This window comes from Desulfovibrio sp. X2 (assembly GCF_000422205.1).
Classification (GTDB): domain Bacteria; phylum Desulfobacterota; class Desulfovibrionia; order Desulfovibrionales; family Desulfovibrionaceae; genus Alkalidesulfovibrio.
Map to the genome: position 1 here is coordinate 80777 of NZ_ATHV01000015.1, position 15897 is coordinate 96673.

Sequence of the window (15897 nt, forward strand, 5' to 3'; positions counted from 1 at the left end):
GATGTCAGAGTATCCGGCCGAGGAACCGGCGCGTGCGCGCCTGCCTCGGCGCAGCGAACAGCCTGTCCGGCCGGTCCTGCTCCAGTATCTCGCCCTGGTCCATGAAGGCCACGCTGTCCGCCGCCTCGCGGGCGAGGCCCATCTCGTGGGTGACGACGGACAGGGCGGCCGCACAGGCCGCGACGCGGGTGAGGACGTTCATGGTGCTCCCGTGTCTTGAATGTGTGCAATTCGTTTCGCGCGCATCGTGCCTGTCGCTGGTGCCGTAGCATCGCAGGGCGACAGGGCAGCGTTTCTGCACGATGTTTCGGGATTTCGGCTCTTCTTCGGCAGGCCGCGTGCCTGCGCAGCGCCTGCGCGGCATGCCTGGACTGGATTTCATGAGTCGGCATGCGGCGACGTTGCGAAGCTTCGAGACGGCCTTGCTGTGTCGTTGCAGTATGCGCGGCCGGGGGGCCGGAGACAAGGGGGGCTATCGGGGATGTCTCGGGTATGGGGGCATACCCGATACTCAGGACAGGGAGGCCTTGGTCCGCAGGTAGGCGAAGAGCGAGCTCTCCCTGCCGCGCAGGCCGAGCTTCTTGCGGATGTTCTTGCGGTGCGTCTGCACGGTCTCGAAGGAGACCTGCAGGAGCTCGGCGATCTCCTTGCCGCTGCGGCCGAGCTGGACGAGGCGGCAGACCTCCATCTCGCGCGGGGAGAGGCGCAGGAGGTCCGCGTCCAGGGTCTGCGGGCCGCCCTCGATCAGTCCGGCGAGCTGCTCCTCGATCACGCTGCGGTATCCCTCGCGCACCTCGGGCTCGTCGGTCCTGGCGATGCGCTCGAGCGCGGGCAGCATCCGCTTGCGCACCTGGCTGCCGAGCCTGTTGCGCAGCTCCTGGCCCTCGGTCTCCACGGCGCGCATGACCTGGCGCAGGGCGATGCCCATCTCCTCCACCTCGGCCTCGCGGTCGCGCAGCCCTTCCTCCAGCTCCCGCGTGAGGCTCTGGTCGTGCAGGATGAGCAGGAAGAGGCTCGAGTCCGAGAAGGCCACCTTGCGCAGCGCGGCCTCGGCCGGGAAGGCCTCTCCCCGGCAGTCCAGGGCCTCCACCGCGCCGCTCCACAGCCCGTCCGGCCCGAGCCCGTGCATGGCCCGGCGCACGGGGACGCGGGAGCGCGGGGCCAGCAGCCGGGCGTGGCTGCGCCCCACCATGCGCCTGCCCGGGGCCGCGAACCGCCCGACCGCGGCCGCGTTGCCCGCCAGCACCACGCCCTCCTCGTCCACGAGCAGGACGGCGTCCCTGGCCGTGTCGAAGAAGGAGTTGAAGAGGGTGATGGAGTCGGACAGGGCCGTGATTCCCTGGCCCAGCCGCTCCTCCCAGGTCTCGTGCAGCGCGGTCAGGGGGCGGTTGTCCGTGGCCACGACGACGAAGCCGCTCTTTTCGGGCAGGGGGATCACGCGCAGCAGGAAGCTCCGGCCGCCCCGGCAGAGGACCTCGTGCACGCGCAGCGGGGCAAAGCGCCGCAGCGTGGCCGCGAGCGAGCCGGTGCCGAGCCGCAGCGCTTCCCAGAACGGCTGCCCCGCCCGGGCCGAGTCCGGCAGGTGGTCCAGCGCGTCCCCGGCCGATTCCGCGACCGTCCCGGCCGCGTCGCAGTGCAGGACCAGGTCCTGCCACTGCTCGACCACGTCGCCGGGGGCGCAGGGGGGAGAGAGGGGGGATGTGTCTTCTGTCATGATGTCGAAGGAGTCTTTGTTATGTAAACATACAGCTATTTCGGAGTCTTTGCAAACAGGGCGCGGGATCTGGACGATGCTGCGGCAAAACGGACGGCAAGACGGGTGACGAGACAGAGGGAAGATGGCGGAAAGACGGGAAGGGGAGGGGGCGGCAGGCCGGAACCGGCCGGGGCTCTGCCCGGGACGCGCGGCGGACTTTCGCGTTCAGAAAAGAAACGGCCGGGAAGAGGCGTCTTCCCGGCCGTTCATGGCATGCGGAATCGAGACGGAGGACGGCGCCCTACGCGTCCTCGAAGCGCCCGGCGGCGCGGTTCTTGCGGACCTTGTCGGCCTCGAAGATGCGGCCGCTCATGGCGATGTAGACGCCGTCCGGCAGGGACTGGACCGCGCCCACGGCGCAGCCGAGGTTGAAGGGCGCGTCCGAGCCCTTGAAGCGGGCCGGGGTGATGGCGCCGGTGAAGACGATGACCTTGGCGAGGCCTTTGAGTGCCGCGGCGGTCTCGACCATGGTGTCCGTGCCGTGGGTGATCAGGATGTGGCGCTCCTCGGAAGCCTCGATGCGGGAGCGCAGGACGGCCCGGTCCTCGGCCGTGAGGTGCAGGCTGTCCTTGCGCATGACCTCCTCCACGCTGAACTCGAAGGTCACGCCCGCCTCGCGCAGGATCTCGCCCGCCTGGGGCTCGCCCACCTCGTAGGTCGAGAGGTCGTCGAAGTAGATCTTGTCGATGGTCCCGCCCATGCTGAATATCTTGAGTCTCATGAGGGCTCCTTTTCGTTGCGCGCGGGCTGCGCGCCGGTCTCGCAGGCGTCCCCGGCCGCGTCGTTCCCCATCGGCTCGGGCCCGAACGGCTCGGCCGCGGGCTCGGCGGTCGGCTCGATGATCGCCGCGGCGGCCGTGGGCGCGGCCTGGACCAGGGGGAAGCCGAAGTATTCGCGCTTGGGCTGCGTGGGCGCGAGCATGTGCTCCGGGGCCAGGACCTCGGAGAGCTTCTCCTCGTCCCAGTCCAGCAGCTCGCGCGCGGATTCGTGCACGGTCCTGCCGTTCCTGATGGCGTCAAGCGCCACCCTGGCCGCGGTCTCGTAGCCCACGTAGGGCGAGAGCGCCGTGGCCAGCCCCATGCTCTGGGCCACGAAGTCGCGGCAGCGCTTCTCGTCGGCCGTGATGCCGTCGATGCACTTGGCGGCCAGAACCTTGCAGCCGCGGCGCAGGAGCAGGAGCGAGCCGAAGAGGTTGTGCGCCAGCACCGGCTCCATGGCGTTCAGCTCCAGCTGCCCGGCCTCGGCGGCCATGGTCACGGTGAGGTCGCTGCCGATGACCTGGAAGGCGATCTGGTTGACCACCTCGGGGATGATGGGGTTGACCTTGCCCGGCATGATGGACGAGCCGGGCGCCATCTCCGGCAGGTGGATCTCGCCCAGGCCGCAGCGCGGGCCGGAGGAGAGCAGGCGCAGGTCGTTGCAGATCTTGGAGAGCTTCACGGCCGTGCGCTTGAGCACGCCGGAGAACTGCACGTAGGCTCCGGCGTCCTGCGTGGCCTCGACGAGATTCTCGGCCAGCACCACGCGCCGCCCGCTTATCTCCGCCAGGATGCCCACCACGGCCTCGGCGTAGCCCTTCGGCGCGTTGATGCCCGTGCCGATGGCCGTGCCGCCCAGGTTTATCTCGCGCACGAGGTCCAGGGCCTCGAGCAGGCGCTGCCTGTCCTCGCCGACCATGATGGCCCAGGCGCCGAACTCCTGGCCGAGGGTCATGGGCACGGCGTCCTGCAGCTGGGTGCGGCCGATCTTGATCACGTCCGCGAACTCGCGGCTCTTCTTCGCCAGCGACTCGGCCAGCACGCCCATGGCCTCGTGCAGGGCCAGCCCCATGGAGAGGAGCGTCAGGCGGATGGCCGAGGGATAGACGTCGTTGGTGGACTGGGAGAGGTTGACGTGGTTGTTGGGGTGCAGGTGCGCGTAGTCGCCGCGCTTGCGCCCCATGATCTCCAGCGCCAGGTTGGCGATGACCTCGTTGGCGTTCATGTTGCTCGAGGTGCCCGCCCCGCCCTGGATCACGTCCACGCGGAAGTGCCCGCGGTGCCTGCCCTCGATGATCTGGTCGCAGGCCGCGCAGATGGCCTCGGCGCGCGCCTCGTCCAGGAGCTCCATGCGGCGGTTGGCCAGGGCCGCGGCCTTCTTGATGAAGGCCAGCGACTTCACGAACTCCGGATAGTGCGAGATGCGCACCCCGGTGATGGGGAAGTTGCGGATGGCCCGCTCGGTCTGGATGCCGTAGAGGGCGCGCGCCGGAACCGGCAGTTCGCCCAGGCAGTCGGACTCGATGCGGCATTCGCCTGCGGGCCTGGGCCCGCCGCGGTACGGCGACATGGGCTATCCTCCGAGGTATGCCTTGCAGACCCGCTCGTCCCGGAGCAGTTCCTCGCCCGGGCCCTCGAGCACCACGCTGCCCGTCTCCAGCACGTAGGCGTGGTGCGCGACCTTGAGGGCGGCGAAGGCGTTCTGCTCCACGAGGAGCACGGTCATGCCTTTCTCGTTGATGACCTTGATGATCTCGAAGACGTCGCGCACGAGCAGGGGGGCGAGGCCCAGGGAGGGCTCGTCGAGCATGACCATCTCCGGCGCGCTCATGAGCGCCCGGCCCACGGCCAGCATCTGCTGCTCGCCGCCGGACAGCGTGCCGCCCTTCTGCTCGCGGCGCTCGCGCATGCGCGGGAAGAGCTCGAAGACCCACTCCAGGTCGCGGGCGATGCCCGCCTTGTCCGAGCGGCTGTAGGCGCCCAGGTGCAGGTTCTCGAGCACGCTCAGGTGCGGGAAGATGCGGCGGCCCTCGGGCGACATGACGATGCCGGACTTGACGATGCCCACCGGGTCGAGGTGGCTCAGGTCGCGGTCGTTGTAGGTGATGGCGCCCTTCTTGTTCTTGATGAGCCCGGCGATGGCGCGCAGCGTGCTGCTCTTGCCCGCGCCGTTGGCCCCGATGAGGGTCACGATCTTGCCGCGCGGCACGGTCAGGTTGACGCCCTTCAGGGCGTGGATGCCGCCGTAGTAGACGTGGAGGTCCGAAACCTTAAGCATCTGTCGCGCACTCCTCTCCGAGATAGGCCTCGATGACCCTGGGGTTCGACTGGATCGCCTCGGGCGCGCCCTCGGCGATGGTCACGCCGTAGTCCAGGACCCAGATCTGTTCGCAGATGTTCATGACCAGCTTCATGTCGTGCTCGATGAGCAGGATGGTCAGGCCGAACCGTTCCCGGATGTTGCGGATGAACTGCATGAGTTCCTGGGTCTCCTGGGGGTTCATGCCCGCGGCGGGCTCGTCCAGGAGCAGGAAGGAGGGCTCGGTGGCCAGGGCGCGGGCGATCTCGAGCCTGCGCTGCGCGCCGTAGGGCAGGCTGCTGGCCTTCTCGTTCGCGAGATGGGCGAGGCCCACGGTGTCCAGCAGCCCCAGGGCGCGCTCGCGCATCTCCCTGTCCTCGCGGAAGTGGGAGGGCAGGCAGAGCACGGCCGAAAACCAGCCGGTCTTCTGGCGCAGGTGGCCGCCGATGAGCACGTTCTCGAGCACGCTCTCGTTGCCGAAGAGGCGGATGTTCTGGAAGGTGCGCGCGATGCCCGCCTTGCAGGCCGCGTAGGGCGGCTTGCCGGTCAGGTCCTCGCCGTTCAGGAGCACGCTGCCCTCGGTGGGCTTGTAGAAGCCGGTGATCATGTTGAAGCAGGTGGTCTTGCCCGCGCCGTTGGGGCCGATGAGGCCGGAGATGCTGCCGCGCGTAATGGCGGCGGTGAACTCCTTGACCGCGGTCAGGCCGCCGAAGCGCATGGTCAGGGCCCTGGCCTCGAGGATGATGTCGCTCATCTACTTGCCCTCCCCGGCAGCAGCCTGGTTCGCGCCCTTGCGTCCGAAGAGCCCGGCGATGTTTCTCCAGGTGATCTCGCGCATGCCCATGAGTCCCTCGCGGCGGAAGAGGATGATGAGGATGAGCGCCAGGGAGAAGATGACCATGCGCATGCCCGGGATGCCCGGCATCTCGAAGTCGCCGAAGAAGATCGGGTTCTCCACGAAGCGCAGCCACTCGAGCAGCACGGTGATGCCGATGCCCGCGAGCACCGAGCCGGTGAGGGAACCGAGCCCGCCGGTGACCACGATCATGAGCACGTTGAAGGTCAGGGTGAAGAGGAACATCTTGGGGTCGATGGTGGTCAGCAGGCTCGCCAGCAGCGCCCCGCCCACGCCCGCGAAGAACGAGCCGATGGAGAAGGAGAGCAGCTTGTAGCGGAAGACGTTCACGCCCATGGCCTTGGCCGCGATCTCGTCGTCGCGGATGGCCTTGAAGACGTTGCCCGTGTTGCTGGCCAGGATGCGCACGATGACGAAGAGCGTGATCAGGCACCAGCCGAAGTTCCACCACAGGTTGGCGTAGCCCGGGATGCCCTTGAAGCCGAGCGCGCCGTTGGTCACGCGCGGGATGTTGTTGGCGATGACGCGCACGATCTCCGCGAAGCCGAGCGTGGCGATGCCCAGGTAGTCGTCGCCGAGCTTTAAGAGCGGCAGGCCCACGATGAAGCCGGCCAGCGCCGCCGCGAGGCCGCCCGCGACGATGGCCACGAAGAAGGGCGCGTGGGCGTTCTGCACCCAGGGGAGCGCCTCGCCCAGGATGAAGAGCATCTCCTTCTGCCCGGGCGAGAGGATGAGGATGGAGCAGACGTACGCGCCGATGGCCATGAACCCGGCGTGGCCGAGGCTGAACATGCCGGTGAAGCCGTAGATCAGGTTCAGCGACAGCGCCAGGATGATGTTCACGGCGATGAGGTTCAGGATCTGGATCTTGTAGCCGTCCAGCGAGTCCTGGGCCCACCACAGGAAGAGGCCGAGCGCGGCCACGGCCAGGACGTTCAGGAGTGTCGAGGTGGTGCGGTTCATTAGACCTTGTCCTCCTGCCGCGCTCCGAGCAGGCCCGTGGGCCTGTAGAGCAGGACGGCGATGAGCAGGATGAAGGCGAAGGCGTCGCGGTAGCCTGCCAGGGAGGGGAAGAAGGCCACGATCATGATCTCGATGAAGCCGAGGACCATGCCGCCGATGACCGCGCCCTGGATGGAGCCGATGCCGCCGAAGACCGCCGCGATGAAGGCCTTGAAGCCCGGGATGGTGCCCATGATCGGCTGCAGCTGCGGATAGCGCAGCGCCCACATGATGCCGCTGGCCGCGGCCAGGGCGGAGCCGATGCCGAAGGTCAGGGCGATGATCCTGTTCACCGGCACGCCCATGAGGTAGCTCGTCTCGATGTCCTTGCTGATGGCCCGCATGCCGAGTCCCGCCTTGGTGCGGTAGACGATGTACATGAGGCCGAGCATGAGCAGCAGGGCCATCACCGGCACGAAGAGGGTGAGCGGCAGGACGTGCACGCCCTTGACCACGATGGGCGTGGCCAGCCACTCCGGGGTGTAGACCGCGCGCGGAATGGCCTGGAAGAAGACGATGGCCGTGTTCTGCAGGAAGAAGGAGACGCCGATGGCGCTGATGAGGGCCGAGATGCGCGGGGCGTCGCGCAGGGGCCGGTAGGCCACGCGGTCCACGAGCACGCCGAGGAAGGCCACGACGACGATGGAGAGGACCACCGCCAGCGGCCAGGGGACGTGGAAGAGCGTCACGCCCCAGAAGACGAAATATGCGCCGAGCATGAAGATTTCGCTGTGCGCGAAGTTGATGAGCCGGAGAATGCCGTAGACCATCGTGTAGCCGATGGCGATCAGCGCGTAGAGGCTGCCCAGCGTGATGCTGTTCAGGAGATGCTGGATGAACATTGCCAGGGTCATGGGAAGATTCCTTCTGCAGTCCTGCCGACGGTCCGTGTGAGCCGCCCGAGAAGGGGGAGGCCGCGCGGCCTCCCCCCGTTGTCCGCCGCGTCCGGCCGGGCCGGGCGCGGAGGGCGGGAACTCCTACAGCTCGGGCGTGATGCTGTCGATGTAGGTCTTCTTGCCGTTCTTGATCATCACGATGCCCACGGGCTTCTCGGCGTCGTGGGTCCCGTTGATGGTCGTGTTGCCGGTGACGCCGGGGAAGTTCTTGGTCGCGGCCAGGGCCTTGGTGATGGCCGCGGGATCGTCGGAACCGGCGCGCTTCACGGCGTCGAGGATCAGCATGTAGGCGTCGTAGCCGAGCGCGGAGTTCACGTTCGGGTCCTGCTTGGGATACGCCTTCTTCCACTCGGCGGTGAACTGCTGGGCCATGGGGCTCATGTTCTTCATGGACGGGTCGTAGGGGAAGGTGGTGTGCACGAAGCCTTCCACGGCCTTGCCGCCGATGGCGGTGATCTCCGGGTTGTCCATGGCGTCGCCGCCCATGATCTGGAAGGTGGCGCCGAGCTCACGCGCCTGCTTCATGATGATGGCGCCCTCGGCGAAGTAGGAGGGGATGAAGAGGACGTCGGGCTTCTTGCTGATGATGTCGGTCAGCTGCGCGGTGAAGTCCTGGTCGCCGGACTGGTAGTTCAGGGTGGAGACGACCTCGCCGCCGAGCTTGACGAAGGACTTCTTGAAGAAGCTGGCCAGGCCCACGGAGTAGTCGCTGGCGACGTCCACGAGCAGGGCGGCCTTGCGCAGGCCCAGGTTCTTGTAGGCGTAGGTGGCGGCGCCGGCGCCCTGGTAGGGGTCGATGAAGCACACGCGGAAGATGAACTTCTTGCCCTGGGTCACCAGCGGGTTGGTGCAGGAGGTGCCCACCTGGGGGATGCCCGCCCTCTCGGCCACTTCGCCGCCGGCCATGGCCAGGGAGGAGCCGTAGGTGCCGATGATGGCGCGGACCTTCTCCTTGTCCACGAGGCGGGTCACGGCGTTGGCGGCCTCGACCTTGTCGGACTTGTTGTCCACCACGAAGAGCTCGACCTTCTTGCCGAGGATCGTGGGGGCCTTCTGGTTGGCCAGCTGCACGCCCTCGAGCTCGAGCTGTCCGCCGAAGGCGTTCTGGCCGGTGAGGGGCAGGTAGACGCCCAGCCGGAAGGTGTTGTCGGCGCCCATGGCCGTGCCCGCGAGGGCGAACAGCATGGCGGCGCACAGAGCGATGATCCGTTTCATGAAGAGACCTCCTCAAAGCGCGTTGTCCCCGGCCGCCTGCCGGACGTGTCCATCACGCCCGGTCCGTCCGGAAGAGTGTTGTATGCCACCGGACGCTCCGGGCTCCGCGCCGCGGGGAAGCGGGACGCGGGGGCCAGGCCTCCGGTCGTAGCCATGGTCCGGGCCGTCGTCGCGACGGTCCCGCGCGCGGCGCTCACAGGGAGGCCACCGCGGCGATCTTCTTGGCCAGCTCCACGATGTAGCCGCCGTACTGGATCTCGAACTCCTTCATGGAGAAGCGGTCCGTGGTGGCGTCGAAGCTGACGCCGCCCACGACCTTGCCCGTGCGCAGGCTGAAGAGCGGCGCGGCGATGGCGATGAGGCCGGGCACGAACTCCTCGTTGTTCAGGGCGTAGCCCTTCTCCCGCGCCTTCTCGAGGTCCGCGAGCAGGGCGGTCTTGTCGGTGATGGTCTTGTCGGTCTTGGCCGTGAGCGTGAGGTTCTGCAGGCAGGCCTCGCGCTCGTCGGGCTCCATGAAGGCCAGGGCGGCCTTGCCCGTGGCCAGGTAGTGCAGCTCCGAGGTGGAGATGAAGCTGCGGAAGGCGCGGGTGTCGCGCGATTCGCGGCGGTAGACGAGGTGGATCGTGCCGCCCGCCAGGATGCCCACGTCCACGTGCAGGTCGTAGGTCCGGCGCACCTCGTCCACCAGGGGGCGCACCTGCTTCACCAGCTCGCTTCTCTCGAGCATGGCGTGGGCCAGGGCCAGCATGCGCGCGCCCGTGCGGTAGAGCCTGGTGCGCTCGTCCTGGCGCAGGAAGCCCATCTCGCACAGGGTGTTCACGTAGCGGTAGACGGAAGTCTTGTTGATGCCGACCTGCGAGGCGATCTGACCGAGCGTGAAGCCCCCCTCCTCGTTGCCGAAGAGGTCGAGCACGCGCAGCCCTTTGGCCAGGGTTTCGGAAGCGTTGTCCTTGCCGGACACGAAATCCTCCCCAGGTCGGTTTGAAAGATGACGGATACGGTGAAGTCGGAAAACGGACCCGCCATTCCGCTGAGCGAAACAATTGGTCCGTTGGCAAGAACGACTAGTCCGGTTTCACGAACTTGTCAACGAATTCACGCACTCCCGTCACCTCTCAGAACGGGACGATCAGTGGCGAACAGCGGACTGGAGGAAATTTGCCCCGGGAAGGGCGAACGATTTGCGGCGATCGTGCGGCCAGACGAGGCGAACGGCTTTTGGAGCCGGAATATCCAGGGCTGGAATGTTCGGCGCCTGCGCGGCGGGGTGCCCGGGAGGGGGAGGACGGCCCGGAACGGACGCGCCGCGCCCCTTGCGCGGGCCGCCTGCTCGTGCATTTTATGACGAAAAAGTCAAAAATACGGGCGATGCGCAACGGGCAGCCCCGGATTGCGTGCCGGTCGCGCCCCCAGTGCGCCCCCAGTGCGCCCCTTGTCCGTCCCGTGTGCGCCTCTTCGTGCGCCCCTTCGTGCCGGAGACTGAATTCCTGCCGCGGCCAGGGCCGGGGCCGGGACCGGCTTCCCGGTCCCGCTAGGCCCGCATCATCTCGCGCACGGCCTGCGCCACCCGGGCGGCCGAGGGCCTGTAGAAGGCCTCCTGGGGCTGTGAGAAGGGCACCGGGATGTCGGGCGCGGCGACGCGGCGCGGGGGCGCCTTGAGCGCGTCCCAGCAGGACTCCGCGACCGTGGCCGCGAGCTCGGCGCCGTAGCCGCAAAAGCGCGTCGCGTCGTGCAGCGCCAGGAAGCGGCCGGTCTTGCGCACCGAGGCGAAGACGGACGCGGTGTCCAGCGGGTTCAGGCTGCGCAGGTCGAGGACCTCGAGCGAGACGCCCTCGGCGGCGAGCTCCTCGGCCGCCGCAAGAGCGGTGTGCACCGCGCCGCCGTAGGTCGCCAGGGTGGCGTCGCCGCCCTCGCGGGCGATGCGCGCCCGGCCGAGCGGCACGCGGTGGTCGCCCCCCGGCACCTCGCCGAAGACGGACCAGTACAGCGGCATCTCCTCGACCACGACCACGGGATCGGGGTCGAAGATGGCGGAGAGCAGCAGCCCCTTGGCGTCGGCCGGGGTGGAGGGGCAGACGACCTTGAGCCCGGGCACGTGGGCCAGCCAGGCCTCCAGGAAGTGGGAGTGCTGGCAGCCCGCGGAGAAGAGGCCGGACTTGATGCGCACGGTGAGGGGAAAGTGGGACAGGCCGCCGCTCAGGTAGCGCAGCTTGGCCGCGTGGTTGACGAGCATGTCCGAGGCCAGGGTGACGAAGGGGAAGAACATGACCTCGATGACGGGCCGAAGTCCCAGGCAGCTCGCGCCCACGGCCAGCCCGGCGATGGCGGCCTCGCTCACGGGCGTGTCGCGCACCCGGCGCGGGCCGAAGCGCTCGAGCAGCCCGAAGGTGGGCAGGTGCGGGTTGACGTGGATGGAGGTGCCGATGCCCTCGCCCGCGAGGAAGACGGACTCGTCCATCTCCATGGCCAGGCCGAGGGCTTCGGCCACGGCCTGCCCGGTGCTCTTGGCGTTGCCTGCGGCGGTGTTCTGTCCGGTCATGGCTCAGCCCTCCTGCGTCGCGGGCGGCGCGGCGTAAAGGTGGTCGAGCGCCTCCTCGGGCGGCGCGAAGGGGCTCTGGTCGGCAAAGGCCACGGCACGGTCCACGATCTGCTCGGCGCGGGCGCGCAGGGTGCGCAGCTCGTCCGGGAAACCGGCGGGCCCCTCCCCGGCCAGGTCCCGGCGCAGGGCCTCGACATACTGGACGATGGGGTCGCGCTCGGCCCACATGGCCAGCTCGATCTTGTCCACGTAGTGCTGCGGATCCTGCTCGCCGTGGCCGTGCATGCGGTAGGTGAGGCATTCCATGAGCGCGGGGCCGCGTCCCGCCCGGCAGTAGTCGAGGAGCGTGCGCGCGGTCTCGTGCACGCGCTCCACGTCGTTGCCGTCCGCCACCTCGCCGGGCATGCCGTAGGAGGCGGCGCGGTCCGCTATCCTGCCGATGGGGCAGTGCTCCTTGTGGGCCTGGGCCCCGGCCCAGCAGTTGGACTCGCAGACGAAGAGCACGGGCAGCTTCCAGACCGCGGCCAGGTTCATGGCCTCGTGCACGCTGCCCTCGGCCGCCGCGCCGTCGCCGAAGAAGACGCAGGTCACGCCCGCGCCGCCGCTCTCGCCGCCGCGATAGTCCTGGGCGAAGGCCGCGCCCATGGCGAGCAGGGGGGCGGCCCCGACCACGGTGGAGGTCATGAGCACGTTGTGCGCGGGGTCGGCCATGTGCAGGGTGCCGGACTTGCCCCGGTTGAGGCCGTCCCGCTTGCCCATGATCTCGGCCATGAGCGCGTCCGGGGAGACGCCGCGGGCGAGCATGTGGCCGTGGCTCCTGTGGTTGGTGACCAGGACGTCCTCGGGCAGGAGGGCCCGCACCACGCCCGCGGCCACGGCCTCCTGGCCGACGCAGGTGATCTGCATGCCGGGCAGCCTGCCCTGCTCGTGGGCCATGCGGCTCACGCGCTCCTCGAAGGCGCGGATGAGGATCATGTCTTCGAGCAGCGCGATGCGCTGTTCGCGGGGGAGCGGATCGTTGGGCATGGGAACCTCCCTCGGCGAGGCGGCCGGGTCGTGCGGTCGTGCGGTCATGCGGTGAAAGAGAGCGCTGCCGCCTGCATAGCGCATTTTTCCGGCGAGGTCTTCCCCGGCATGGGCCGACGCGGCATGGGGCCGACGGGGCCGCATGGGCCGGGAGGCAACGGGCCGCATGGGCGGGAGGCGGGCGCCGAAAGGCCCGGCCGCGTGCGGGGCTTTTTCGCACGGACGCGCGAGGCAGGCATGGAAAGGGCAGGGGAGCGGACAGGGAACGCCGCGCTCCCTTCCCGGCTTTCCAGGACGTCTTGCCAGGACGTCTGCGGAGAGCGCCTTTCTAGGGATTCCTCGGGCGGGCCAGGGCCCGGACCAGGGCCTCGCCCAGGACGGAGAGGGCCTGGCGGGCGCAGTGCAGGTGGTCGTCGGGCAGGTTGCCCAGGAGGCGGGCCACGTCCTGGGGCTCCACGGAGAGCACCTCGTCCAGGGTCCGCCCCTGGCAGAGGCGGCCCACGGCCTCGGCGCAGAGGATGGTGTAGGCGCAGCCCGTGGGCTGCACGCGGACCGTCTCCAGCACGTTTCCGCGCAGCCGCACCTGCACGCCGATCACGTCGCCGCACTCGCTGGTCGTCTCGGCCGCGCCGTCCGGATCGTCCATGGTGCCCACGTGCTCCAGCTCCTCGAGGGGCGGCACGTCGGGCTCGTCATGGTGGCCATGGGAATGCCCGTGGGCATGGCCGTGGCCGTGGCCGTGGGAAGGGCCCGTCGGCTGGTGGTCGGTCGTGTGGTCGGCCTCGTGCGCCATGCTCGTCTCCTTTGGTGGTTCCGCGCGCCGCGCGCGGGCCGGGTCCGGGAGAACCCGCATACCTTCTTCCCGGGGCAGCGTCCAGGCTGCCGGGAATCCGCGGACGAAAAACGCGCTTTGCGCCGCGGAATGCGTCGCTGCCGCGCGGAAAACGGCTGAAAATGCGCCGCCCTCGGGCGCGAAACGACGCATTCTGCGTCGTCTGCGCACGTCGCGCCTTTGCAACATCCCGGTCCACCGGCCTTTTCCGGATGGCATCAATGCTGCTATACGGACCTGGAAGTCCTGCCCGCGGCCGGACCCCGCCAGGGGAGGGAAGCGCCTCCCCGGCGGTTCGTCGTGCCGCGGGCACGGGCCGCGTCGTCGAAACCAGGGGCGAAACAAGAGGAAGGTGTTTATGGCAACGAAGCGCATCGTCGTCGTGGGCGGCTCGGCCGCCGGTCCCAAGGCCGCTGCCAGGGCAAAGCGCCTGGCGCCCGAGGCCGAGGTCCTGCTCCTGCAGAAGGAGCCCGAGCTGTCCATGGCCTCCTGCGGCTATCCCTATTACGTGGGCACCACCTGCAAGGAGCGCAACCAGCTTCTGTGCACGCCCACGGGCGTGGTGCGCGATCCCGCGTTCTTCAAGGCCGCCAAGGGCGTCGTCGCCCGGGTGCGCACGGAGGTCACGGCCCTGGACACCACGGCCAAGACGCTCACGGCCAGGAACCTGGAGACCGGGGCGAGCGAGACCATCGCCTACGACAAGCTCATCCTGTGCACCGGCGCGGTGCCGAAGCTCCCGCCCATCCCGGGCCGGGAGCTTTCGGGCGTCACCCCGCTGCACTCCCTGGCCGACGCCGACCGGCTGCGCGCCCTGCGCTCGGCCGAGGGCTGCCGCGAGGCCGTGGTCGTGGGCGGCGGGCTCATCGGCATGGAGACGGCCGAGGCCCTGGCCGCGGTGGGGCTCAAGGTCACGGTGGTGGAGCTCCTGCCCCAGACCCTGACCTTCCTGGACGAGGCGCTGGCGCGCCTCGTGGAGAACCACGCGCGCGCCAAGGGCGTCACGATCATGCTCGAGAACGGCGTGGCCGAGTTCACGGGCGAGGACGGCAGGCTCACGGGCGTGCGGCTTCAGGACGGCGGCACGCTTCCCTGCCGGCTGGCCGTTGTGGCCATAGGCGTGGGGCCCAACGCGGCCCTGGCGCGCGAGGCCGGGATCGCCATCGGCGCGACCGGCGGCATCGCGGTGGACGAGCACATGCGCACCTCGGCCCCGGACGTCTACGCGGCGGGCGACTGCGTGGAGCTCACGCACCGCATCACCGGCAAGAAGGTGCTGGCGCCCTTCGGCGACCTGGCCAACCTCGAGGGCCGCGTGGCCGGGGAGAACGCGGCCAAGGGCGACCGCGCGACCTTCCCCGGCACCGTGCAGAGCGGCATCTGCAAGATCTTCGACTTCGCGGCCGGGTCCACGGGCCTTTCCGAGCGCCGCGCCCGGGCCGAGGGCTACGACGTGGTCAGCGTGATCAACGCGGGCCTGGACAAGCCCGGCTTCATGGGCACGGCCAAGCTCCTCATCTCCAAGATGGTGGCCGACGCCAAGACGCGGCGCGTGCTGGGGTTTCAGTGCATCGGCCCGGGCGAGGCCAACCGCCAGGTGGCCGAGGCCGCCGTGGCCGTGAGCGCGGGGATGACCGTGGACGACCTCGCGAACCTGGACCTGCCCTACGCCCCGCCGTTCTCCCTGGCCATCGACCACTTCCTGGCCACGGCCCACGTGCTGCAGAACAAGATGGACGGCCTGCTGAAGGGCGAGGACAGCCTGGCGGTCAAGGCGCGCCTGGACGACCGGGCCGGAGGCGGCAAGCCGCCCGTGCTGCTCGACGTGCGCGCCCCCGACGAGTTCGAGCAGATGCGCCTGGGGCTGGGCGAGGTGCACATCCCGCTCGGCAAGCTGCGCCTGGGGCTCGAGAAGGGGCTCCCGGAAGGGCTGCCCGCGGACAAGGACGCCGAAATAATCGCCTACTGCAAGATCTCCATGCGCGGCTACGAGGCCGAGCGCATCCTGGAGGCGGCGGGCTACACCAACGTCACGGTCATGGAGGGCGGCATCATGGCCTGGCCCTTCGCCCGGGAGAAGTAGGCGCCCCGGGGTCAGGTCACGCATTCACGTCACGAAAAAGGCGCGGGCGGGTCGGTCCGTCCGCGCCGTGCATCGAAAAACAGGGAGAGACAGCATGTCCAAGTTCCTCTTCGTCCTTTCGCGCGGCCCCGAGGACCCGACCCGCGCCGTGCGCTGCTTCCAGCTGGCGAAGATCGCCACGGACAAGGGCCACGACACGACCGTCTTCCTGGTGGACGACGCCGTGTACCTGGCCAACCTCGGCCTCGCCGAGAACATGAAGGCCCCCACGGGCGACGCCCTCATCGGGTACCTGCAGACCGTGCGCGAGAAGGGCAGCATCCTCGTGTGCAAGCCCTGCGCCGCGGCCCGCATGATCGCCGAGGACGACCTGCCCTCGGGCTTCACCATCTCCACCGGCCCCACCCTCATCGACCTCGCGGCCGAGGCGAAGGTCTTTTCCTTCTAGGCCGCCGTGCCTCCCGCGGCCTACCTGCGCGAGGGCCTGCCGCAAAAAAACGGCCCCGGTTGCCCGGGGCCGCCTTTGCATGTGCACTTCTCATGTTGCTTTCTATTCGCTTGCACATACTTGGGATGGGGTGCCGTTTTTTCGCATACTACCCAGAGCAACATCATATTAGGATATATGAACAGGA

General features: G+C 69.0%; 15 protein-coding genes. 2 read left to right on the forward strand and 13 right to left on the reverse strand.

Annotated elements, in window-relative coordinates:
• Positions 1 to 4 precede the first annotated feature (4 nt).
• The 13 genes from DSX2_RS05710 to DSX2_RS18545 all read right to left on the reverse strand — a co-directional run bounded on the left by DSX2_RS05710 (position 5) and on the right by DSX2_RS18545 (position 13140).
• Positions 5 to 202 (reverse strand): ABC transporter-like protein, encoded by a 198-nt coding sequence (locus tag DSX2_RS05710; protein WP_020880208.1) that lies wholly within the window; start codon positions 200 to 202, stop codon positions 5 to 7.
• Positions 203 to 511: 309 nt separating this feature from the next.
• Positions 512 to 1714: a LuxR C-terminal-related transcriptional regulator gene (locus DSX2_RS05715; RefSeq protein WP_020880209.1), complete on the reverse strand. Its 1203-nt coding sequence runs from the start codon at positions 1712 to 1714 to the stop codon at positions 512 to 514.
• A 283-nt stretch (positions 1715 to 1997) separates the two neighbouring features.
• On the reverse strand, positions 1998 to 2477 hold the full coding sequence (locus DSX2_RS05720; RefSeq protein ID WP_020880210.1) for an asparaginase domain-containing protein: 480 nt from the start codon (positions 2475 to 2477) through the stop codon (positions 1998 to 2000).
• Positions 2474 to 4084 (reverse strand): aspartate ammonia-lyase, encoded by a 1611-nt coding sequence (locus tag DSX2_RS05725; protein ID WP_020880211.1) that lies wholly within the window; start codon positions 4082 to 4084, stop codon positions 2474 to 2476. The genes DSX2_RS05720 and DSX2_RS05725 overlap by 4 nt, the downstream gene beginning before the upstream one ends.
• Before the next feature lie 3 nt (positions 4085 to 4087).
• Positions 4088 to 4792 carry an ABC transporter ATP-binding protein gene (locus DSX2_RS05730; protein ID WP_020880212.1) on the reverse strand — a complete coding sequence of 235 codons (705 nt, stop codon included), beginning with the start codon at positions 4790 to 4792 and terminating at the stop codon, positions 4088 to 4090.
• Positions 4785 to 5567, reverse strand: coding sequence for an ABC transporter ATP-binding protein (locus DSX2_RS05735; RefSeq protein ID WP_020880213.1), 783 nt, complete (start codon positions 5565 to 5567; stop codon positions 4785 to 4787). The genes DSX2_RS05730 and DSX2_RS05735 overlap by 8 nt, the downstream gene beginning before the upstream one ends.
• A complete protein-coding gene (locus tag DSX2_RS05740; RefSeq protein WP_020880214.1) occupies positions 5568 to 6632 on the reverse strand; it encodes a branched-chain amino acid ABC transporter permease in 1065 nt (354 codons plus the stop codon).
• Entirely contained in the window at positions 6632 to 7525 is an 894-nt protein-coding gene (locus DSX2_RS05745) for a branched-chain amino acid ABC transporter permease (RefSeq protein WP_020880215.1), read from the reverse strand. The genes DSX2_RS05740 and DSX2_RS05745 overlap by 1 nt, the downstream gene beginning before the upstream one ends.
• A gap of 123 nt (positions 7526 to 7648) precedes the next feature.
• Positions 7649 to 8782, reverse strand: a complete 1134-nt coding sequence (locus tag DSX2_RS05750; protein ID WP_020880216.1) for an ABC transporter substrate-binding protein — start codon at positions 8780 to 8782, stop codon at positions 7649 to 7651.
• Between the two features lie 193 nt (positions 8783 to 8975).
• On the reverse strand, positions 8976 to 9743 hold the full coding sequence (locus tag DSX2_RS05755; RefSeq protein ID WP_020880217.1) for an IclR family transcriptional regulator: 768 nt from the start codon (positions 9741 to 9743) through the stop codon (positions 8976 to 8978).
• 570 nt (positions 9744 to 10313) lie between these two features.
• Positions 10314 to 11321: an alpha-ketoacid dehydrogenase subunit beta gene (locus DSX2_RS05760; RefSeq protein ID WP_020880218.1), complete on the reverse strand. Its 1008-nt coding sequence runs from the start codon at positions 11319 to 11321 to the stop codon at positions 10314 to 10316.
• Between the two features lie 3 nt (positions 11322 to 11324).
• Positions 11325 to 12347: a thiamine pyrophosphate-dependent dehydrogenase E1 component subunit alpha gene (locus DSX2_RS05765; protein WP_020880219.1), complete on the reverse strand. Its 1023-nt coding sequence runs from the start codon at positions 12345 to 12347 to the stop codon at positions 11325 to 11327.
• 328 nt (positions 12348 to 12675) lie between these two features.
• Entirely contained in the window at positions 12676 to 13140 is a 465-nt protein-coding gene (locus DSX2_RS18545; protein WP_020880220.1) for an iron-sulfur cluster assembly scaffold protein, read from the reverse strand.
• A gap of 397 nt (positions 13141 to 13537) precedes the next feature.
• On the opposite strand from DSX2_RS18545, the gene DSX2_RS05775 reads away from it, so the two are divergent.
• Together DSX2_RS05775 and DSX2_RS05780 are read left to right on the forward strand one after the other, a co-directional pair.
• Positions 13538 to 15262 carry an FAD-dependent oxidoreductase gene (locus tag DSX2_RS05775; protein ID WP_020880221.1) on the forward strand — a complete coding sequence of 575 codons (1725 nt, stop codon included), beginning with the start codon at positions 13538 to 13540 and terminating at the stop codon, positions 15260 to 15262.
• Between the two features lie 94 nt (positions 15263 to 15356).
• Positions 15357 to 15710 (forward strand): DsrE family protein, encoded by a 354-nt coding sequence (locus tag DSX2_RS05780; protein ID WP_020880222.1) that lies wholly within the window; start codon positions 15357 to 15359, stop codon positions 15708 to 15710.
• The last annotated feature ends 187 nt before the right edge of the window (positions 15711 to 15897 follow it).